At 55.7% G+C, this 20,146-nt stretch carries 26 protein-coding genes and 2 other RNA genes; 21 read left to right on the forward strand and 7 right to left on the reverse strand.

Annotation, left to right across the window (positions count from 1 at the left end; translation table 11 throughout):
- The first annotated feature begins 191 nt into the window (after nucleotides 1-191).
- Both fmdA and CHB79_RS20760 read left to right on the forward strand, forming a co-directional pair.
- On the forward strand, nucleotides 192-1,421 hold the full coding sequence (gene fmdA / locus CHB79_RS20755) for a formamidase (protein ID WP_089361293.1): 1,230 nt from the start codon (nucleotides 192-194) through the stop codon (nucleotides 1,419-1,421).
- Between the two features lie 121 nt (nucleotides 1,422-1,542).
- Nucleotides 1,543-1,890, forward strand: coding sequence for an FmdB family zinc ribbon protein (locus CHB79_RS20760; RefSeq protein ID WP_089361294.1), 348 nt, complete (start codon nucleotides 1,543-1,545; stop codon nucleotides 1,888-1,890).
- 20 nt (nucleotides 1,891-1,910) lie between these two features.
- Here the strand turns inward: CHB79_RS20760 and CHB79_RS20765 are convergent, their stop codons facing one another.
- The 3 genes from CHB79_RS20765 to CHB79_RS20775 are packed head-to-tail and all read right to left on the reverse strand — an operon-like array spanning nucleotide 1,911 to nucleotide 4,171.
- Nucleotides 1,911-2,270 (reverse strand): hydroxyisourate hydrolase, encoded by a 360-nt coding sequence (locus tag CHB79_RS20765; RefSeq protein ID WP_089361295.1) that lies wholly within the window; start codon nucleotides 2,268-2,270, stop codon nucleotides 1,911-1,913.
- Entirely contained in the window at nucleotides 2,267-2,767 is a 501-nt protein-coding gene (locus tag CHB79_RS20770; RefSeq protein ID WP_010485450.1) for a nucleoside deaminase, read from the reverse strand. Before CHB79_RS20770 ends, CHB79_RS20765 begins: the two co-directional genes overlap by 4 nt.
- 60 nt (nucleotides 2,768-2,827) lie before the next feature.
- Nucleotides 2,828-4,171: a nucleobase:cation symporter-2 family protein gene (locus CHB79_RS20775; protein ID WP_089361296.1), complete on the reverse strand. Its 1,344-nt coding sequence runs from the start codon at nucleotides 4,169-4,171 to the stop codon at nucleotides 2,828-2,830.
- A 168-nt stretch (nucleotides 4,172-4,339) separates the two neighbouring features.
- Between CHB79_RS20775 and CHB79_RS20780 the strand changes: the two genes are divergently transcribed.
- On the forward strand, nucleotides 4,340-5,254 hold the full coding sequence (locus CHB79_RS20780; RefSeq protein ID WP_089361297.1) for a LysR family transcriptional regulator: 915 nt from the start codon (nucleotides 4,340-4,342) through the stop codon (nucleotides 5,252-5,254).
- A 184-nt stretch (nucleotides 5,255-5,438) separates the two neighbouring features.
- Nucleotides 5,439-6,182, forward strand: a complete 744-nt coding sequence (locus tag CHB79_RS20785) for a MauE/DoxX family redox-associated membrane protein (RefSeq protein ID WP_089361298.1) — start codon at nucleotides 5,439-5,441, stop codon at nucleotides 6,180-6,182.
- An 11-nt stretch (nucleotides 6,183-6,193) separates the two neighbouring features.
- Here CHB79_RS20785 and CHB79_RS20790 read toward each other — a convergent pair whose 3' ends face one another.
- From CHB79_RS20790 to CHB79_RS20805, 4 genes are all read right to left on the reverse strand, one after another.
- The gene (locus CHB79_RS20790) at nucleotides 6,194-7,234 is read right to left on the reverse strand and encodes a GlxA family transcriptional regulator (RefSeq protein ID WP_089361299.1); all 1,041 of its coding nucleotides are present in this window, start codon (nucleotides 7,232-7,234) and stop codon (nucleotides 6,194-6,196) included.
- A gap of 549 nt (nucleotides 7,235-7,783) precedes the next feature.
- Nucleotides 7,784-9,088: an MFS transporter gene (locus CHB79_RS20795; RefSeq protein ID WP_089361300.1), complete on the reverse strand. Its 1,305-nt coding sequence runs from the start codon at nucleotides 9,086-9,088 to the stop codon at nucleotides 7,784-7,786.
- 477 nt (nucleotides 9,089-9,565) lie between these two features.
- On the reverse strand, nucleotides 9,566-10,366 hold the full coding sequence (locus tag CHB79_RS20800) for a phosphatase PAP2 family protein (RefSeq protein WP_089361301.1): 801 nt from the start codon (nucleotides 10,364-10,366) through the stop codon (nucleotides 9,566-9,568).
- A 378-nt stretch (nucleotides 10,367-10,744) separates the two neighbouring features.
- Nucleotides 10,745-11,437: a LexA family transcriptional regulator gene (locus CHB79_RS20805; protein WP_089361302.1), complete on the reverse strand. Its 693-nt coding sequence runs from the start codon at nucleotides 11,435-11,437 to the stop codon at nucleotides 10,745-10,747.
- A gap of 159 nt (nucleotides 11,438-11,596) precedes the next feature.
- Here CHB79_RS20805 and CHB79_RS20810 point away from each other — a divergent pair, with 159 nt between their 5' ends.
- From CHB79_RS20810 to CHB79_RS20885, 17 genes are all read left to right on the forward strand, one after another.
- Entirely contained in the window at nucleotides 11,597-11,935 is a 339-nt protein-coding gene (locus tag CHB79_RS20810) for a helix-turn-helix domain-containing protein (protein WP_089361303.1), read from the forward strand.
- A gap of 2 nt (nucleotides 11,936-11,937) precedes the next feature.
- Nucleotides 11,938-12,375 carry a hypothetical protein gene (locus CHB79_RS20815; protein ID WP_089361304.1) on the forward strand — a complete coding sequence of 146 codons (438 nt, stop codon included), beginning with the start codon at nucleotides 11,938-11,940 and terminating at the stop codon, nucleotides 12,373-12,375.
- Between the two features lie 14 nt (nucleotides 12,376-12,389).
- Nucleotides 12,390-14,438, forward strand: a complete 2,049-nt coding sequence (locus CHB79_RS20820) for a DNA-binding protein (RefSeq protein WP_089361359.1) — start codon at nucleotides 12,390-12,392, stop codon at nucleotides 14,436-14,438.
- A 17-nt stretch (nucleotides 14,439-14,455) separates the two neighbouring features.
- Entirely contained in the window at nucleotides 14,456-15,178 is a 723-nt protein-coding gene (locus tag CHB79_RS20825) for an AAA family ATPase (RefSeq protein ID WP_089361305.1), read from the forward strand.
- On the forward strand, nucleotides 15,178-15,780 hold the full coding sequence (locus CHB79_RS20830) for a hypothetical protein (RefSeq protein ID WP_089361306.1): 603 nt from the start codon (nucleotides 15,178-15,180) through the stop codon (nucleotides 15,778-15,780). The genes CHB79_RS20825 and CHB79_RS20830 overlap by 1 nt, the downstream gene beginning before the upstream one ends.
- Entirely contained in the window at nucleotides 15,777-16,166 is a 390-nt protein-coding gene (locus tag CHB79_RS20835) for a hypothetical protein (RefSeq protein ID WP_089361307.1), read from the forward strand. Before CHB79_RS20830 ends, CHB79_RS20835 begins: the two co-directional genes overlap by 4 nt.
- Nucleotides 16,150-16,470 carry a hypothetical protein gene (locus CHB79_RS20840; RefSeq protein ID WP_089361308.1) on the forward strand — a complete coding sequence of 107 codons (321 nt, stop codon included), beginning with the start codon at nucleotides 16,150-16,152 and terminating at the stop codon, nucleotides 16,468-16,470. Before CHB79_RS20835 ends, CHB79_RS20840 begins: the two co-directional genes overlap by 17 nt.
- A gap of 9 nt (nucleotides 16,471-16,479) precedes the next feature.
- On the forward strand, nucleotides 16,480-17,115 hold the full coding sequence (locus CHB79_RS20845) for a DUF3164 family protein (RefSeq protein ID WP_089361309.1): 636 nt from the start codon (nucleotides 16,480-16,482) through the stop codon (nucleotides 17,113-17,115).
- A 1-nt stretch (nucleotide 17,116) separates the two neighbouring features.
- On the forward strand, nucleotides 17,117-17,614 hold the full coding sequence (locus CHB79_RS20850; RefSeq protein WP_089361310.1) for a hypothetical protein: 498 nt from the start codon (nucleotides 17,117-17,119) through the stop codon (nucleotides 17,612-17,614).
- Nucleotides 17,615-17,623: 9 nt separating this feature from the next.
- Nucleotides 17,624-17,872 (forward strand): hypothetical protein, encoded by a 249-nt coding sequence (locus CHB79_RS20855; protein WP_089361311.1) that lies wholly within the window; start codon nucleotides 17,624-17,626, stop codon nucleotides 17,870-17,872.
- Nucleotides 17,873-17,886: 14 nt separating this feature from the next.
- Nucleotides 17,887-18,186: an HU family DNA-binding protein gene (locus tag CHB79_RS20860; RefSeq protein WP_089361312.1), complete on the forward strand. Its 300-nt coding sequence runs from the start codon at nucleotides 17,887-17,889 to the stop codon at nucleotides 18,184-18,186.
- An RNA gene (locus CHB79_RS20865) (hammerhead ribozyme type II) lies at nucleotides 18,185-18,255 on the forward strand. The genes CHB79_RS20860 and CHB79_RS20865 overlap by 2 nt, the downstream gene beginning before the upstream one ends.
- A gap of 5 nt (nucleotides 18,256-18,260) precedes the next feature.
- Entirely contained in the window at nucleotides 18,261-18,929 is a 669-nt protein-coding gene (locus CHB79_RS20870; protein ID WP_089361313.1) for a DUF2786 domain-containing protein, read from the forward strand.
- Nucleotides 18,928-18,996: hammerhead ribozyme type II (locus CHB79_RS20875), an RNA gene on the forward strand. The genes CHB79_RS20870 and CHB79_RS20875 overlap by 2 nt, the downstream gene beginning before the upstream one ends.
- Complete coding sequence (locus tag CHB79_RS21970; RefSeq protein WP_141133446.1) at nucleotides 18,996-19,277, forward strand: hypothetical protein; 282 nt, start codon at nucleotides 18,996-18,998, stop codon at nucleotides 19,275-19,277. Before CHB79_RS20875 ends, CHB79_RS21970 begins: the two co-directional genes overlap by 1 nt.
- A complete protein-coding gene (locus tag CHB79_RS20880) occupies nucleotides 19,274-19,675 on the forward strand; it encodes a gp16 family protein (RefSeq protein ID WP_089361314.1) in 402 nt (133 codons plus the stop codon). Before CHB79_RS21970 ends, CHB79_RS20880 begins: the two co-directional genes overlap by 4 nt.
- A complete protein-coding gene (locus CHB79_RS20885; protein WP_089361315.1) occupies nucleotides 19,672-20,076 on the forward strand; it encodes a Mor transcription activator family protein in 405 nt (134 codons plus the stop codon). The genes CHB79_RS20880 and CHB79_RS20885 overlap by 4 nt, the downstream gene beginning before the upstream one ends.
- The last annotated feature ends 70 nt before the right edge of the window (nucleotides 20,077-20,146 follow it).

Raw genomic sequence — 20,146 nt, forward strand, 5'->3', positions numbered from 1 at the left:
ATCGTCGTGCCGGCACAGCTATGTTGTGCCGGCTTTTCTGCGTGGCCTGGTTTTGCCCTTGAAGCCCGGCGCAGTGCGGGTTTTGCCCATACGTCATTCAGCGTATTTCGTCATTTTCGTCGACGTTTAAGACTAGCTCCGTGTCAGGCGTTTTAGCGCTAAACCCTATCAATGGTCCCAGGAGTTCTGTCATGACCGAAACACTCATCAAGGTCGACCTCAACCAGCCAGCCACCGAGAACGAGCAAATTCATAACCGCTGGCATCCGGATATCCCAATGGCCTGCTGGGTTAAACCGGGCGACGATTTCATCCTGGAAACCTATGACTGGACTGCTGGCGCGATCAAGAATAATGACGATGCCAGCGACGTGCGTGATGTTGACTTGTCCACCGTGCATTACCTGTCGGGTCCGGTCGGCGTGCACGGTGCCGAACCCGGTGATTTGCTGGTGGTTGATTTGCTCGACATTGGCGCCAAGGCTGAGTCCATGTGGGGCTTCAATGGCTTCTTCTCCAAGAACAATGGCGGCGGCTTTCTTACCGACCACTTCCCAATGGCGCAGAAAGCCATCTGGGATTTCAAAGGCATGTTCACCAGCTCGCGACATATCCCGGGTGTGAACTTCGCGGGCTTGATTCACCCTGGCCTGATCGGTTGCTTGCCGGACCACAAGATGTTGGCCGACTGGAACAAGCGCGAGCAGGAGTTGATTGATACCGACCCGCACCGCGTACCGGCGCTGGCCAACCCGCCAATGGCGCCCACTGCGCATATGGGCAAGATGAAAGGCGAGGCGCGTGACCTGGCCGCGCTGACTGGTGCGCGCACTGTGCCGCCGCGCGAACATGGTGGTAACTGCGATATCAAGGACCTGTCCCGTGGCTCCAAGATATTCTTTCCGGTTTATGTCGATGGCGCTGGTTTGTCGGTCGGCGATCTGCATTTCAGTCAAGGCGATGGTGAAATTACCTTTTGCGGTGCCATCGAAATGGCCGGCTGGGTGCACATGAAGGTCGAGCTGATCAAGGGTGGCATGGCCAAGTACGGCATCAAGAACCCGGTGTTCAAGCCAAGCCCGGTTGTGCCGAACTACAACAACTACCTGATTTTCGAAGGCATCTCGGTTGATGAAGAAGGCAAGCAGCACTACCTCGACGTCAACATCGCCTACAAGCAGGCGTGCTTGAATGCCATCAACTACCTGACCAAGTTCGGTTATTCACCTGCGCAAGGTTATGCGCTGCTTGGTTCGGCGCCGGTGCAGGGGCATATCAGTGGGATTGTCGATGTACCAAACGCCTGCGCCACCCTGTGGCTGCCGACAGAAATCTTCGACTTCGATATCAACCCGAACGCCAACGGCCCGACCAGGTTCCTTGACGGCAGCATCGATCTGCCAATTGCGCCGGATCTTTAAACCATCGATCAACAAGCCGGTGTCGACCCGGCAAACGAGTTCTCCCCCCTGGCAGGTCTGGCGCTTTGGACGGCGGCCAGGCTTGTCAGGGAGGTGAACACTGAGTATTCAGGAGTCGTGCATGCCAATTTATGAATATGACTGCGTCGGTTGCGGCGATTTCACCATGTTGCGACCCATGGCCGAGCGTGATCAACCCTGTGATTGCCCATACTGCGGAGCCATAAGCAAACGGGTGATTCTCAGTGCGCCAGGCCTGGCAACCATGCCCGGCACTCAGCGTCGCGCCATTGCGGCCAATGAACGCAGCGCCAATGCCCCGCAAACCCTTGATGAATACAAGCAAAGCCGCAAGCACCCAAAGGGCTGTGGTTGCTGCACGCCGAACAAGCCACTGGCGCCAACCAAGGCCAACCCCCATGCCATGAAAGGCAAGCCTGCGGGGCGGCCCTGGATGATCAGCCATTGAATTTCAGCCAGTACAGGCGTTCAAGCGCCACCGCGAAAGCAAGACAATCCCCAGGCCGTGAGCTTAAAAGGCAAGTGGTAATGCTGCTGGGGATCGTCCAGCCCGAAGCGATAGACCAGCACATCCAGAAAAGGCACCTGCGGTAGCTGGATGCCCTGCGCCCGGTAGAAATCCGCTACGTCCAGACAGACCTCGTACTGGCCTGGCTCGAACATTTCGCTGTGATCCGCCAGCTCAGCGAACAGGCCATTGGCAGCGATCTGGCCTGCGCAGGTCAGTTCCCGGTTCCCGTCTTTTAGACGCTCGACGCTTACGGTCAATCCTTCGGCGACCTTGCCCGTTGCGACATCAACCACATGGATGGAGATGCCAGCATTCATTGCCAAAATCCCTGGTGTGGCTTGGCCGCTTCTTCTTCCAGCATCGGCCCCAATACCTCAACCTGGCGCTGGCCGCGGGCAAAGACTTCACGACACGGCAAGGAGAAAGTCGGGTTTTCCGGATGGTCGCCGGTCAGGCTCAGTAATGCGTGCTCGGAAAGGGCATATACCACTCGGCCGATACCTGTCCAATAGATGGCGCCGGAACACATGCAGCAGGGCTCGGCGCTGGTGTACAACGTACATTTGGCCAATTCATCAGGGCTCAGCAGCCTGGCCGCCATGGCCGCTGCAGCCAGCTCTGCGTGTTGGGTCGGGTCGCCTTCAGGCGGCATCGAATTGTTACCGGCTCGGGCAATGACATTGCCATGCTGGTCTGCGACCAGAGCCGCGAAAGGATGACGACCACGCTGCTTGGATTCTTCGGAAAGCTGGATCGATTGACTCAGCAGGTCCAGGTCGAGCGTGGAAACATTGGGGTTGGTCGAGCTAGTCATAGCGATTCCTGTCGTGATGGTTGGGGCTTCCTCTTGGCCAGGTGCAAGAGGAAGCTGGGCTTACTTGCTTGGCTCGGGTTGGGTATCGAGTACTGCTTCGTGCTCACTGTGCGGATTGCCGTTGAGCAATAGATTGAGAACAATCGCGGTGATTGCACCCAGGAAAATGCCGCTTTCCAAAATCAGTTTCAGGGTGCCACCGGCATGTTCGAACAAGGCTGGGAATGACATCGGCAGCACGCCAACACTCACGGATACCGCCACGATAATTGCGTTGCGCGTGCCCTCGAACTTGACCCGCGAAAGCTCCTGGATGCCGGCTACCGTGGTCATGCCGAACATCACGATGGCGCAGCCGCCCAGCACTGGAGTCGGTACTGCGGCGATCAGTGCGCCGAGCTTGGGGAACAGGCCCATGAGCACCATGATTGCGCCCGCCGCCGCGACCACGAAGCGACTCTTGACGTTGGACAGGGCGATCAAACCGGTATTTTGGGTAAAGGCGTTGTAGGGAAAACTATTGAACAGGCCGCCAAGCATGGTTGATAGGCCGTCGGCGCGAAAGGCGTTGGCCAAGGTCCGCTGAGTGGTCGGTTTGCCGGTCAGCTTGCCGATGGCCAGGCAGTTGCCGGTGGTTTCAGCCATGATCACCAGCATTGCCAAGGTCATGATCAGAATCGGCATCAGCGAGAATTCTGGCGCGCCGAAAGCCATGGGTGGACTCAGCTCGAACCAGGCCGCCTCGCCCACGCGGTTAAAGTTGGTCATACCGAAAGCCGCTGCAACCAGGCTGCCCAGAATCAGGCCGATCAACACGCTCAGGTTGCCGACGAACCCGGAAAACTTGGCGTACACAACCAGGGTAATGGCGACCGTCACCAAGCCAAGCAACAGGTTGGCAGGCGCGCCAAAGTCCTCGGCAGCAGGGTTGCCACCGCCCAGCCAGATGGCGGCGGCCGGCATCAGCGAGATGCCAATGATGGTAATCAGGCTGCCAATCACCACCGGCGGGAAAAAGCGCAGCAGGCGGCTGAAGATTGGAGCAAGAAAAATGGTGATCGCGCCAGCCGCGATAACTGCGCCGAATATCTGGCTGAGGCCGTACTCCTTGCCAATCATGATCATAGGGGCCAGCGCAATAAATGAGCAGCCTTGGATCAGCGGCAGGCGGGCGCCAAATTTCCAGAAGCCGATTGTCTGGATCAGGGTCGCCACGCCTGAGGTCAGCAAGTTGGCGTTGATCAGCAATATTACTTGGGCCGAGGTCAGCCCCAATGCGCTACCCAAAATCAGTGGAACGGCCACAGCCCCGGCATACATCACCAGAACATGCTGCAAACCAAAGGTGAACAATTGGCGGATGGGCAGAACCTCATCGACCGGATGGACTCGTGTGGCTTTCATTAGCGTGTCTCCTGAAGAGGGCAGCTTTATTTTTATAAGGGCCGGGCACGCTATCGGTTCTTCGACCAATTAGTGACTCTGTGCTGGCGAAGTTGATCTTCCCCGCTTGATCTCGATGGAACAAATGAATAACCATCGTTATTACCGATGGGTTAGTTGGACGATGCCATGCGTTTTTCACTGGATCAGCTACAGGTTTTCAGCCTCGTAGTGCAAGCGGGTTCATTCTCTGCGGCTGCACGTAAAATGGGGCGTACCCAGTCAACCGTGAGTGCTGCAATAGCCAATCTGGAAACCGATTTGGGCGTCGCCTTGTTTGATCGTTCAAGTCGAATTCCGACCTTGACTCCCGCTGGCCAGAAAATGCTGTTGCAAGCTGAGGCCGTGATCGAGCGTTGCCTGGCGCTGGAAAGCCACGCCGACGGCATGGCCGAGGATGTGGAACCCTGCTTGACGCTGGCCATTGAAGTGCCTTACACCACGGTGATGCCGGTTCTTGTTGAGTTCGAGCAACAGTTTCCTTCGGTCGACCTGATTGTCCGTCATCCTGTGGATGGCGATGTCCGCCAGATATTGCTCAAGGGTGATGCCGCCCTTGGCGTGGCATTTTCGCAACCTGACTATCCCCGTGATCTTGAGTTTATGCAGCTGGGCAAATTGATCATGGTGCATGTCACTCATAGGAATCACCCGCTGGCCCGGCACAAGCAAGTCAGCTTTGCCGAGTTGCATGCCCATCGTCGGCTGGCATTCAGTGCCCACGCCGACAAACTACCAAGTACGGAATACCTGCGTTCCACGCAAATGTGGCAGGCCGAAAGCTACATGGCGGTGATGGAAATGGTGCGCGCCGGATTAGGGTGGGCCACCTTGCCGCGCCAGCTTATCCTGCGTGAATTGAACAATGGTGAATTGGTCGAGTTACAACTGGCTGCATACCCGCACACCGACTGGTTGGTAGGTGTCGATCTGGTATGGCCGCGCCAGCTACGCCGAGGCAAGGCCGAGCGCTGGCTTAAACAGCGTTTGATGCAGAGCAAGGTGTTTGAACTGGATCGCAACGGCCAGTCAACCACGCTGTAGAGCATCCGTGGTTGCTGGGCGATTGCCAGGCCCTGCAATCGACTAACCACTGAACTTTAGCCTGCGGCCATTCTCAGAATCTCATACACCCACTGGCTTTTTAGCATCATGCTGGCACAGGTGTTTGCCTCATCCATCAGGCCGCGATGCATGCGAAAGCTTCAAGGCGCAAGGAGATTCAGGCATGAGTAACCCCCACAAACAGGCAACCATTTATCGAATGGTCATGGATGAGCACCTGTGTCCGTTCGGGCTAAAAGCCCTTGACCTACTCAAGAGAGAAGGATTCGAAGTCGAAGACAACTGGCTTCGTACGCGGCAAGCAACCGATGCATTTATGGATAAACACGGGGTCGAGACCACCCCGCAGATCTTTATCAACGGTGAGCGCATTGGCGGTTTCGATGCCTTGAGAAGACAGCTGGGCAAACCGGTTAGCGATCCGGACGAGGTGACTTACCAACCAGTTATCGCCGTATTCGTCACGGCTGCGCTCATGGCTTTGGCTGCCAGCTGGCTGGCCTTTGCTAGCCTGTTCAAGCTCCAGGCTGTGGAGTGGTTCGTGGCATTCAGCATGTGCATGCTGGCTTCACTCAAGCTACGCGACCTTGAGAGCTTTACCACCATGTTTCTGGGCTATGACTTGCTGGCGCAGCGGGTGGTTCGGTATGCCTATGCGTATCCCTTTGCAGAGCTGATTGCAGGTGTGCTGATGATCAGCGGCTCGCTGGTTTGGCTGTCTGCTCCCTTGGCACTCTTTATCGGCACTATCGGCGCCTATTCCGTGTTCAAGGCGGTTTATGTTGAAAAGCGCGAGCTCAAGTGTGCCTGTGTCGGTGGTGACAGCAATGTCCCGCTGGGGTTTATATCCCTGACCGAGAACCTGATGATGGTCGGCATGGGGCTATGGATGCTGATCGCGCATTAGGCACGTCCCGCCTATGTGCCCCGTGTCTTGTGCACACCCGTGCGAAAACGCCCTGGGGAAATATCGAAAAACTCGCGGAAGCATCGGCGGAAATGAGAAATGCTGATAAATCCGCTTGCCACTGCGATATCGGCGAGCGACCTGTTGGTTTGCTGGAGCAACTGGCGAGCATGGGTTAAGCGCAGCTCAAGGTAATAGCGGGGTGGCGTAACATTGACATGGCGACAGAACAGGCGCTCAAGTTGACGTCTGGACATACTCACATGAGCGACGATTTCATCAATCGTCAGGGGCTCTTCAATATTATTGTGCATCAACTCCAGAGCCAGTTTGAGCGGTTGTGGCAAGGTCAGGTTGTTGTCTAGCGTCAGTGCCGAAATATCCAGGGTTTCTTTGGTCTTATCGCAGCTGAGTACTTCCTCTATTGCATGGACTAAGCTGTCGCCATGCTCAAGCTTGACGAATTCGAGCATCATGTCCAATGAGCTGTTAGCGCCTGCGCAGCCTATCCTGTTGCGATCCAACACCAATGAGTGTTTTGAAAGCTGAACTTTAGGGAAAAGCTCAGCCATCATGGCCCGGCCGTCGGGATGAAAGGCGCAGTCGTATCCATCCAGGAGGCCTGCCTCAGCAATAAAATACGACCCATTCCAAAGGCCGCCAAGCGTTACCCCGGCAGAATCGGCTGAGCGTAACTTGGTCCTGATACCCTGTTGTGCCTGTAATGCAACACGAAATCCACCGCAGACCAGGATGAGGCTTTGTTGACGTTCATCCAAGTCACCTAAGCTGCAATCTACTGAGATCGAGATACCAAGGTCGCTGACGACCAGGTCTTTACTCCCGACCACCAATATTTCATAAAGTGGAGCCGTACTCATCAGGTTAGCCGTGACGAGCGCATCCACCGCACCGGTAAACGCCATCATCGAGAAATGATCGAGCAACAAAAATGCAACGCGTTGTACCGCCTTCTCCCGAGCGTCATCGATCAAGCCGTTGAGGTGCAAACGGTTTTTATCTTTCAGGACGCTCTCGAACGACGATCTCATTATTTTGCTACTCAATAATTGCTGTACAGCTTGGTCGGAGCGGTATTGATGGTGCGGATAATCATATTGATCTGTACCGCCTACGAAAATAGCAGTGCAATCACTCCAGCAGTCGGTAGGTTTGAGTCGCCCTGGCGTAAAGGCGCACGCCCACCTACGCTCGCCCTCAACAGCTAATGCTATTTGTCACTGACAGGCACCTTATCCCCACTTTTCCGCTTTGTAACGGATATTTTTCGCTGCACAGAAAAAGCCAGGTGCTCGACAAATGTTGGTTTGTCGAGTTTCGGTAATAAACCCTGGTGTGGTGTTTTTGCCTAGGCGAGTCGGGCTTGGCTTGTGATCAGATGCGCGGGGAGATCCGTCACGCCGCAAAGAGCCTGCCTTGGCATCTGCGCTTTATCAACGGGCTTGTTCCCCTTGCTCGAAACCTTCCCGGGTCGACAGGGGCAATGTCGTCCTGCAGCGGTGCATGGGTAGCTAACGCCAAGGTACAGGGCTTAAGTCCCAGTGAGACGCATACACAGATGCGCAACCTGTGCTGGACCATTAATTGAGTGGTTTTTTTGAGGTCTCAGGCAGCGCGAGGCCACCGATAAGGGCGAGCAGAGCAATAACGATTAAATAATAGGCAGGCGCCATTTGGTTGCCCGTCTCTGCAATCAGCCATGTGGCAACCAGGGGCGCCGTTCCACCGAACACCGTGTAGGCCATGTTGTATGTGAAGGCTGATGCGGTATATCTGACTTGGGTTGGAAATTGTTCGGATAAGAGAACCGCTGTGACCACGCCGCATATCACCGCCCCGATTGCAAGCAGCGAAGCCCCTAGGATCAAGTAAACCAACTGTCCAGAAGCCGCCATTGCAAACGCCGGATACACCGAGCCGATAAGGCAAACACAGGCGGTCATGATCGTTTTTCTGCGCCCGACATAATCCGAGTACCGACCAACAAACGGGCACAGGCAAGCAGCAAAGATAAGGGCAGAAAATACCGCGAGCAATGCGGTTGATCGACTAGCACCCCCTACAACTTGCATGTAAGTGCTTAAGTAGGTTGTGAACATATAGAAAGAAAGCGCGGTAGCGGAAATAAAAGCCATTAGGCAAGTAATGCTCTGCCAATGGTTTTTAAAGGTGTCTTTTAATGGTGAATGCTCTGCTACAGGCTGTGATTTTAATGCTTTAAACGCTGGGGATTCATCTAGATGCAAGCGCATGTATAAACCAATTAGGCCTAGTGGCGCTGCGACCAGGAACGGGATACGCCATCCCCACTGGCTCATGTCGGCTTCAGATACGAAAAAATTAAGGCCATAAACCAATGCTGCAGCCAAGGCGAACGCAATGAAGGTAGAGACCGGAATAAAACTCCCGTACCTGGGCTTTTGCTCCACTGGCGCATGTTCTATTACATAGGCGCATGCACCTGCATACTCACCACCTGCGGAGAAGCCTTGCGCACACCTTGCGAGTGCCAAAAGCACTGGCGCATATATGCCTATGGCGGCATAGGTGGGTAATAGGCCTATCATCGCTGTTGCGCCAGCCATCATAAGAACTGTAATTGCTAAAACACGCTTTCTGCCGATCTTGTCGCCAAGGGTTCCGAAGAAAATGCCACCGAGCGGGCGTAGTGCAAAGGACACCGCAAAGACAGCAAATGTTTGCAGTAATGCTAATGCTGCGTTGCCGGCAGGAAAGAAGAGACTGGCGATAGTAACAGCGAGAAATCCATAGACCGCGAAGTCGAACCACTCGACAAAGTTCCCGATTGCAGAGGCTGCGATTACCTTCTTCAAGGTCGCGATGTCTACAAGTCGTGCGCCTGTTATCTGTTCATGGCTTGTCATGGATTACCTTGTTTTTGTTCGTTGCCAGCTTATGCAAGTCAACTTTCAAAATACCCACCCCATGGTTTGAGCAGGGGTACTCCTTTCGCCAAAAAACTACCCATACACGACGTCTAGGCTGCCGGTTTAGAGCCGGAAGAGGGCTCAGGTTAGCTGTGTCTTTCGTGCAGCATTCGTCGCCAATAGTGGTGACTGCTCACATTGGGCCGTGGAGGATGATCGGTAGGGACTAGCAAGTAATAGGCAGAGGACAGGGGCGGGGCGTAATAACAACTTACCCAGGAACAGGCCTGGACTAGGCCTTTCACTCGGTGGAAAGACCCTTGGATTTCCAGTACATAGACCCCGCAGCGGCGAGGCAGTCGCTTTAGTCTGCGGGAGGGAAATCAGTACGGTTTTGCAGCCAATGACCGGGGCTTGTTGTAAGTCCCTACACGAAATACTCGATCGGGCCTGGGCTGGATATGGACAAGCCTGTTACGCCTCGCGCACCAGGCTCATGCGGTTGATGACTGGTATTTTCGCAAGCAAGCGGAAAATGGGCGCGGTGGCTTTAAGCCACAGGCTGCTGGCAATGGCTGCAAATGGCGTGTAATAGCCCCAGCCCAGGGCGAGAAATGCGATTAACAGGCCGCCGATGTAATCGTCCTGGCCCCAGTGAGCTCCTGCGACCAACCGTGGCAGCATAAACAGCAGTGCCAGTCCCCAGATCAACACACGCTGCAGCAGTGTGCGGCTGAACACTGACAAGAACATTGCCCAAATGAGCAGCACCGAAGCATGGTCGCCCGGAAAGCTCTGGCTGGAGCGATCCTTGAGTTCCCAGGTTTTTTCCAGAGTCGGAAAAATGTCACTCAAATGCACTGCGCCTTCAAGCACCATGGAGGGGCTGTCATGCTGAAGGCCGGAATGGTCAAGCCATTTGGAAAACAGCGTGCGGATAATCAACAACAGGATCAGGATCGAAACAAATCCAAACATCGCTGCCCGCACCTGCGCAGCCTTGAGCACCCAGTCTCCCTTGATCAGCAGCGCCAGCAGGATCAAGCCGACCAACACATCGAAAGGCCGCAGGCTGGCGACCGTCCAGATATGCAGCCACACCACATTGTGTCCAAGCGGACGATTAAGAAGATGAAAAAACCAGGTATCAAACTGGTTGAACAGTGCCTGGCCGGTCGGCCAGACCCAGACGCCAAGAAGCCCTAAGGCTATAAGGTTGCACAGCAACAGCCTGCGGATACTCCACTTGGCGTGAAAGAGGGTCTGATCGGCCATAAAAGCTCCAGGTTACATGCGGTTGCGCCACTTCCTTGGGGCGCGTAGCGGGGCTTTATAACGCCTTGAAACAACTTTGTCATCAGCGCTGGCAGGCTTTTGGGACAGGTTTTGCGCCATCGCAGGCGGAAGCAGAACAGGCTTGGCATTCTGCTGGCAGGGGCATTTGGCGCGAAAGTGAAGGGTTGCGGCGGGCTGTGCAATAGCTGTGAGTTAACGGGAGTATTGGCACAGGGGGAAGTGGGCCGGAAGAAACCGGGGGAAAACGGAAGACCCCGGATCGCGGGGCTTGTATCGCGAGGATCGCTAGCAAGTTGTGCCAAAGACTTGCAAACACGAATTTCATGAAGAGCCCGCTTTTTGCGGGCTCTTTGGCACTTATACCCAGCCGCCAGCCCAGACTACGCGACCGACAATTTGTAGCTCGGCCAGGCGATCCTTGGGAACTGTCATGGGTTGGTACTCCTTGTTGTGGCTGATGATCAGAACTGAGCCGTCGAACTGGCGCTGCAGGCGCTTGGCATAGAGATGATCATCGAGAAGCACAACATAGACACCCTCACCCTCTAGGGTGTTGCGGCTCTGGTCGATCATCACCGTGTCGCCATCTTCAAGCAGGCCCGTCATTGAGTCTCCATCCACGCGCAAGCACGCTAGGTCGCTTGGAGAGAGGCCCTTTTTCCGTAAGCTGTAGCGGGTAAATCCTAACTGCACCAAAACCTTGCAGCGATCATTCCAGGCCCCATCACCGGCACTACAACGGGCATCGTATAAGGGGACATAGGCATATATGTCGTCTTCGATAATCGAGGTGACGCCAAACGCTAGCCACATTGGATCGACGTTGTTTGCTTGGGCTATCTGAGCAAGGCGGTCAAGAGTTGGAAACGTCTCGCCACTCAGATAACTGCGTATAGCCCCCTCAGAAAGTCCGCTAGCCCGCGCAAATCCGCGCGCACCAGCTCCGGACATGATCTCTTTAAGCCTGTCTTTGAAGCATCCGATTCCACCAAGGGGAATCGGATGTTTGGCAGTAGGATCATCCGATTCGTCCGATTCTATGTAAGTCATTGATTTATATAGCCCCGCTCTTTTATACGAGCAAGTAGTTCATAAAATTGAATCGGATACGCTTTTTTCTGTTTGACATACATTTTTTTAAGCGTATGTTTATCCGTAACAGGCAGTTAGACAGCCTAAAAAAACCACCCGCCAAGATGGTTGTTACCGATGAACATCACCGAAATGCCAAAAGACCCAGCTCAGCGCTGGGAATGGATCAAGTACCAATTACGTATCCATGGTTGTTCGCCAGCCGAACTGGCTCGCCAACTCGGTATTACCGACCGAGCTATTCGCGCAGTGAAGCACGCGCCGTACCCACGTATAGAACGCGCTATTGCCAAAAAGTTGGGCGTGTTCCCAATGCAATTGTGGCCAGAGCGTTGGAGCAACGACGACACCCCCCTGCGGCAGCGTCCGAATCGTGCGGAATCCTTACAGCGTAGCACTGACAAGGATAACCGTTACTCTCCTGTTTCGCACCGTATAGCCAGCGCGGAGGTGTGAACATGCGTCACGGAAAAGACGATAAAACCTTCGATTTATTCGAAGTTCCTCAGCCGACGTTGGCCGCTCCTGGTCAAGGCAACTACTCAGTGCAGATCAGCGAGCTGGTCGGTGAGCTGCTTAAAAGCAGTGAGCACGATCGTTATGAAGTGGCCGCACGGATGTCACGCCTTTCGGGTGACGACGTGAGTAAGGCCATGCTTGACGCATGGTCGAGTCCCGCTCGGACTGATCACAACCTTCCTTTATATAGAGTGCCGTTGCTTGAGGAGGTGTGCGCCAGTCACCTGTTGACCAATTGGCTGGTTGGCTTGCGCGGTGGCCGGGTTGCCTATGGACGTGATGCGCTGCTTGCCGAGTTGGGTCGCTTAGAACGCACCCGCGACGAATCGGCGCGTAAGGCACGTGAACTAAAACGGCAGATGGGTGTGCAGCAATGAGAAAGCTGGCGACCATGCACAAGTGGTTCACCGCTAAAGAGCTGGCAGGATTGCCCGGAATGCCGACTACTGATCGCAATGTCAGGTTGATGGCTGATCGTGAAGCCTGGGAAGGCCAGCGGCGCATAGGCTCTAAAGCTCTCGAATATAACTTTGCTGTGCTGCCAGCTGAGACACAAACAGGGCTACTGGCCCGTTTAGTACAGCAAGAAGAACCCAGTCAAGCCGAAACTCAAGTTGTAACTCATTCGTTAAATGAGCCTAAGCGTGATGCGATTTCCGCGTCACGCTTAAATGATGATCAGCGCTCGGTGATGGGGGCAAGAGTTTCGATCGTTCGCGAACTTGAGCGCATGAGTCAAATGGTCAGCCAACAACGGGCGATCATCACTCTTGTCGGCCTGGCACGTGACGGAAAATTAAGCCCGTATCTGACCGATAAGGTTGAGCGGGCCAATGATCGTAAAACTGCTGACCGAAGCTTAAGCGAGCGCACCCTCAAGCGCTGGCTGTCGGACTTTCGCAAGCACGGTGAAATTGCACTGGCCCCGGCCCGCCGCAAGCCAGACATGAGCATGCCCGCTTGGGCTCCTGTCTTTCTCAGGCATTACCAGCGCCCACAAAAGCCAAGCGCAGAAGCGGCTTACTCTGCATTCAGTGCTGAATATCCGGGCTGCCCAAGCATTCACGCGGTGCGTCGGTTTCTTGCCAAGCTGAGCCCCGAGGCCCGCGAAGTTGGCCGTATGAGCCCGCAGGAATTGAAGTCATTGAAAGGGTTTAATCGCCTTAGCAGCGACCACCTGTGGCCGAACGATGTGTGGGTGGCCGACGGTCACGCCTTTGACGCGGAAGTACTCGACCCCCGGACGAATAAGCCATTCAGGCCAGAGGTCACCACATGCCTGGACTGGCGTACTCGCCGCATCGTTGGGTACGCCATCAACTTGGCAGAGTCAGCGCTGGCCACGCTGGACATGTTGTGCAGCGGTATTTCCCGGTGCGGCATGTTCCGCGAGTTCTATGTCGATAACGGATCTGGTTTCGACAACGCCCAAGTGCGCGAGGTGATTGATCGCCTCGGTGGCTCCATGACCAATGCATTGCCTTATAACTCACAGGCTCGCGGCATTATCGAGCGTTCACACCGATCTGTTTTGGTACGTCTGGCGAAAGAATTCGATAGCTATATCGGCGCAGACATGGACAAACATTCGGGCACACGGGTGCACAGGATCACGCGTAAGGCCCTAAAAGCAGGCGAACAGCCAAAAGAAATCCCGACCCTATTTGAGTTCTGGACACGCTTGGCAGGCGCGCTGGATGCATACAACGACACGCCACATCGCAGCTTGCCGAAAGCACGTGACCCGGAGACAGGAAAATTACGCCACCAAACTCCAAACGAAGCTTGGGCGGGAGCGCTGGCCGAAGGCTTTGAACCGCTAATGGCATCGTTCGACATCACTACGTCGCTAACCCGGCCGCAGGATGTACGACGCACCAATCGTGGTGAGGTGCGCATTAACGGCGGGATTTACTACCTAGAAGAACTCGTGGCACTGCACGGCGAACAGGTGAAGGTTGCTTGGGATTATCGGGACGCTAAGCAAGTGGGCATCTTCACTTTAGAGGGTGAGCACGTTGGCGAAGCCAAGCTGGATGGCAATGCTCGAAAAGTCTTCTCTCGCTTGGAGAGGGACGAAGACAAGCGCGTTAAAGGCCAATTGGCCCGACTCGGAACCAAAGGCGAAACGCTCACAGGTAAAGAGGTCGAGGTTCGTGTGGTTGAGCGGCCAACATCCGACGATGCCGTGTACCAAGATCGCCTGCTTGAAGCTCAACAGTTCACCGCTCGATTAGTCCAGGCCGCGCCAGCCTTCGAAGTTCCTGGTGATGACATGGCCCGTTACCGCTTGTGGCAGAAACTTGATGCCCGCCTGCAGGCTGGTGAATCCCTCTCTGATGACGAAGCACGCTGGCATGACCGCTATCCGGCTCACCCTAGCTATGTCTCGATTAAACGCATGTATGACTTCGTGGGCGAACAACAGGCCCGCGCTTGACCTTGGGAGCTACAACAATGAGTGTTTCTAAAATCGTCCCCCTGACCAATATCGGTCTGCTCTCTGCAGCGGTTGACCGCGCATTGCAACGCCCCATTGGCCTGCCCGGTTTGGTGGTCATGTACGGGCCGAGCGGCTTGGGTAAATCTGTATCAGCAGCCCACACGGCCAACCAGCACCGCGCCTACTACGTGGAATGCCGCGACACTTGGAGCAAAAAAGCTTTCCTGCTCGCCATCTTGCGTGAGATGGCCATTACTCCAGCTCGTACTTTGTCAGAGATGGTTGATCAGGTTGCCGAGCAACTCAGCCTTAGCGGCCGCCCGCTAATCGTTGATGACGTGCAGTACCTACTGGATAAGAGCGTGGCCAATATATTGACCGATCTCTACAACGCCAGTCTGGGCACCATCATATTGATCGGTGAAGAGCGTGTGCCGAGCACTTTGGGCAAGCTGGAACGTTTGCATAACCGGGTGCTTGAGTGGGTGCCAGCACAGCCAGCCACTCTGGATGATGTGCAGCAGTTGGCACGCAGCGTCTACCCAAGCCAACACATGGCAGATGATTTGCTCGATGACTTGCGCAAGGCAACCCGTGGCTGTCTGCGTCGCATCGCCGTGAACCTTCACCGAGTACACAGTGAGTCTCAGGCCCTGTGTCTGGATGCCATCGATTTGGCTACTTGGGGTAATCGCGGCTGGTTCACAGGCCAGGCCCCAGTACGGAGGGACCGCTAATGGCTGCAGGTCGCAAGCAGATCCACCTTGAAATGCAGGGCGGAAAAGGTAACCGCCAGCGTATCTGGGAAGCGATCCGGGCCAACGCGCAGGGCTTCAGCGCCTACGTTGTTGCTCGCCATGCCAACTGCCATGACGAAACCGTGCGCAGTTACCTGCAAGCCCTGATCAACGGCAAATATGTAGAGGTACTCAGCGGCGGGCAGTTCGAGACGCAAGAGCTGCGTCTGATTAAAGACGTAGGTGCCGAAGCGCCAAGCATCACCCGCAAAGGTAAGCCCATTACCGCTGGTAAAGGCACCGAGGCCATGTGGCGCACCCTGCGCATTCTTGGCGAGGTTGACGCCGACGAACTGGCGCAGCAAGCCTCTGTCGTCGTCAGTACCGCCCGCTGGACTGCGCGCTCCTACCTAAAATGGCTGCACCGTGCGGGCTACGTACAAGAGGTAAGTAAAGGTAAACCGGGGCGCTTGGCTCGTTATCGACTTGTACCAGGTAAATACACCGGCCCGCGCCCGCCAATGATTCAGCGCATAGGCCAAGTGTTTGATCCGAACCTTGGTGCGGTTGTTTATAGCCAGTCAGCGGAGGTCGATCAATGAGTCAGGCAGCCCGTGTTGATGTATCTGGCTGGGGTGATCAGCCGCCGCTTTGGATCAACCTGCTGGCCCGTGAGGTTGAGCAAAGCAACCGCACGTTGGCCGGTGAGCGCATTGGTATGAGCCGCAGCGCCGTAACCCTAGCGCTGGCCAACCGTTATCCATCGCCCAGCACCGCAGCAGTAGAGCGCCGGGTGCTTGACGCACTCAGCCAAATTGAGTGCGTGGCCATCGGTGAGACGGTCACCGCACCGCAGTGCCAAAGCTACCGCGAACGCCAAGCCCCAACCCATAACCCGATGGCTATGCAGTGCTGGCTTGCCTGTCAGCGCTGCCCGAACAACCCCAACTGCGCGACAAAGGAGACTCCCCATGCACGCGTCCATTGAACGCCCGTTCAACGTGTTGACCCCATCGCACCGCGCAATGGTCGCCAACTTTAACCAGGTATGCCGAGACTTACAGGCGCAGCAGATCCGCCTGCGCTGCATCGACCTTGGTGGTAACCGCTTGGTGATCGATCACGAGCACGGTCGCCGCCTTGTGGTGCAACGCAAGGTTGTAGGCCTGACCCGTATGCCAACGGCTGGCAGCACTCTCTACACCGCGCAGTTCCACGGCGTGACCTTGGAATGGCGCGAGCCGATCAGCCACCACCGTCCGGCCGAGTACGCCGATCAAATTACCCACTGAGTAATCGCCATGAATACACAAATACAAGTTCCAGCGGGTTACCGCTCCGATGCCCAAGGTCGCCTCGTACACGAAGCCATGATCAAGCCCATAGACTGGGAGCGCGATCGCCTTGTGCAGCAGTTGGTTGGCCGTGCCAGTAAGTTGAATAGTCAGTTAGCTGACTTTAAGGCCGCTGCTTTTGGCGATGTGCGTGCCTTTATTGAAATGAGCTTTGAAGAGTACGGAGCCAAGGTCGGCGGCAAAAAGGGCAATGTAACCCTGTTGAGTTTTGACGGCCGGTACAAGCTGCAGATTGCCGTGCAAGACAGCATTAGCTTTGACGAACGCCTGCAGGCTGCTCGCTCACTGATCGACGAATGCCTGGCCGAGTGGATCGAGGGCGCCAGGCCAGAGGTCGTCACCCTGGTAAATGATGCGTTCCGTACTGACACCAAAGGTGAAATCCGTACCGCTCGCGTCTTGGCCCTGCGCCGTTTGGAAATTGCAGACGAACGCTGGCAGCGAGCGATGACAGCCATCGGAGAGGCGTGCCAGGTGACCAGCTCGAAAGAGTACCTGCGTATCTATGAGCGTATTGGAGATACCGACCAATACCGTCCGGTAAGCCTTGATATCGCATCTATTGCGCTACCGGAGGCGTGATATGCAACGCTATCACGATACCCGCAACGACCCGCTGCCGCTGCACTCGACCGAGCAAGACGCCGAGCGCCTGCGGCTTGAGCTGGCCACCGAGGCGTTTCTGGCCAAGGGTGGAAAAGTAAAGCAAGTCGGTCACCAGATGCGCGACGAGCTGCTGCCGTTCGTTATTAATCCAGCTTCGACGCCAGTCTATTCGCACCTGTTCGTCAAACCTGAGACCGAACAAGTACAGGCCAAACCTATGCCGAAACCTTCTGCTGTGTCGGTCAAGCCGCCAGTGATGGCCGAGGTGCTTCAACCGCTCCGGGTAGAGGGTCGTATCGTCGAACCTAAAACACCACGCGCCGAGCTTACTGCGCAGCAGATCGCCGCCCGTTTGATGGCCCAGGCTGCTCTGGGCGCATCACCTAGCACGGCCGCAGACATTATCGGGATCACAGAAAAACATGCGCGTCAGGTGGCGCGTGACTTCCACATCATCTTTAAACGCCAGCGTTAGGAGGCCCCAATGGGCAAATACACCATCACTATTTCGGACGAATCCGGCGCAGTAAGCGTGGGCATGGAAGGCGCTCGACAAGATAAGACCACCGCTTTTTTCGTGGCCAAGGCGTTGATGCGCTTGGTGCCCGATGTCGTTATCAGCGCTGCTCGTGCGGCCTCCAAACACGGCAACTGTCCGTGCCCTAAGTGCGAGGCAGAACGCAGTAACGCCGCGCAAGACCCTACAACCGATTCAAAACCCACCCTGCATTAAAACGGAGCAATACCATGAATCTGACTAAACAAGCCCTCATCGACACCATCACTCAAGAGCTTGGTGCCTCGGGTACTCCCATTAGTAAAACCCAAGTAGATGCTGTGTTGATGCGCTACTCGGTGGTTGCTGCTCGCACCATCAAGGCCGGTGGTGAGCTGCCTTTGCCGGGCATTGGCAAGCTCAAGACAATCCAGCGCGTTGCCCGTACTGGTCGTAATCCTGCCACCGGAGCACCGATTGATATCCCGGCCAAGACGACAGTGAAACTGACTGTCAGCAAGGTGCTGGAAGAAACCATCAACGAAATCTAAGCGAAACCAGCCCGGCTTGCCGGGTTGGTCTGCCCAGCGTGGTTGCTGGGTACTGATGAGCAGCCGAGGACGATATGGATCACAAGAAAGCGTTAGAGAAGATCAAGAAATGTTTGCGTATGGCCGCAAGCAGTAATCCCCATGAGGCAGCTGCTGCAATGCGTCAGGCCCGCGCCTTGATGGAGAAATTCCAGCTTGAAGAAGACGATGTGTTGGCATCCGAGGTGCAGGAATGCGCTACCCGCAGCGGTGCAAAGAATCGTCCGGTTGCATGGGAAGTAAAGCTCGCTGCCATCGTTAGCCGTGCATATAGCTGCAGCTTCCTATTCATGGCAGGCGTTGGCGAATACCGCTTTATCGGTGAGATGGCCGAGGTAGCCAGCTACACCATGACCCTGCTACTGCGCCAAGTGCGCCAGGCACGACGTGACTACATTGCGGCCAACTTAACCCGCTGCAAGGCTGCGACCAAAACCAAGCGTGCGGATGTGTTTTGTGATGCATGGGCATACACAGTACACAAAAAGGTAATTGAGTTTGCGGGCGGTGAGCCATCCGCAGCAGTAAATGCATACATCGCCAAGAACCATCCCGAGCTTGAGACAGGAAAAGCAACCGAGCGCAACAGCAGCAAGGGCTTGACCCAGCGCAATGTCAAAGACGCCATGCACGGCATTGCCGCCGCGAGTGATGTTCGCCTGAACCATGGTGTTAAGGGCGAAGAAACTCTGGCACTTCACTAAGCGAAACTACGCCCACCAGGGCGTGGTCTGCCGGGTGTGGTTGCCCGGTACTGATGAGCAGCCAATATGACAACTGAAACAAAAACAGAGCGCAAAAGACGCCTGGCCCGTGAGCGGTCAGCACGGCGTCGTGCGCGTGAACGTAAGCGCCGTGAAGTCATTGGCGAACGTAAATTCAAGATCAAGATAGGCGCTGGAATAGCGGCCGATATCGAATGCATCACTCTAGCAGGTGGATTCGAAGAACAAGACGAAGCCGTAACGCGGGCAATTCGCCATGTGGCGAGTATTGCCCGGCGCAGCCCTACAGCATTCCGAAAAGCTATGAACCTGAGGAGTCCTGTATGAGTAGCCTGGCTAAAATTCACATCGCCAAGTCACAGTTGGGTCTTGATGATGAAACTTATCGTGCCTTGCTTGCGCGAGTGGCTGGCGTGCGGTCAGCCAAAGAGTTGAATCCGCGCCAGATTGGCGCCGTGCTGGCTGAGTTTGAGCGCTTGGGGTTCAAGCCTACTGCGGCGAAGCGATCGGGTCGCGCTGCGCCCAAGCCAGCGGTGGATCGAAAAGCACTGATAGGCAAGATAGAAGCGCAGTTGGCCGATGCCGATCGCCCCTGGGCGTATGCCGATGCAATGGCGAAACGCATGTTCAAGGTTGAACGCGTTGAGTGGTGCGACTCCGACCAGTTACGCCGTTTGGTCGCCGCCTTGACCTATAACGCGAAACGCAATGGGAGAACGGTATGAGCCATAGTGACCTGTTCGGCGATGAGATGCCGACCGATGCCCTGGAGCACATGCAAGATCCCGAAATCCGCTCCAAGTGGCCGCAAGCCTTGGCCGATATGGTCGAGGTGATTGAAGCCGCTCACCGTCGTGCGGGCGATGATGAGGCCACAGCACGTAAGCGCGCACTTGTAACCGTGCGGGCACTTTCGCGCCTTGCCGGTGGTCGATTGATATACGTCCCCAAAGGTGATGCGCTGGATCGTGCTCTGCGTGACCGCGATATCTGGCAGCGCCACGGCGGGCAGAACACCGTTGAGACGTTGGCCTCGGACTACGACCTGACCGTCACGCGGGTGTATTCGATTCTGGCTGAGCAACGGGCGCTGCACCGCAAACGCTCGCAGCCTTCGCTATTCTAGGCGGATCGGTGCTTTACATGAGCCGGTATCCGGCGTTGAATAGATTGCCCCCTGATTTTCGAAGGCCCGC

This window comes from Pseudomonas segetis (genome assembly GCF_900188155.1).
Classification (GTDB): Bacteria; Pseudomonadota; Gammaproteobacteria; order Pseudomonadales; family Pseudomonadaceae; genus Aquipseudomonas; species Aquipseudomonas segetis.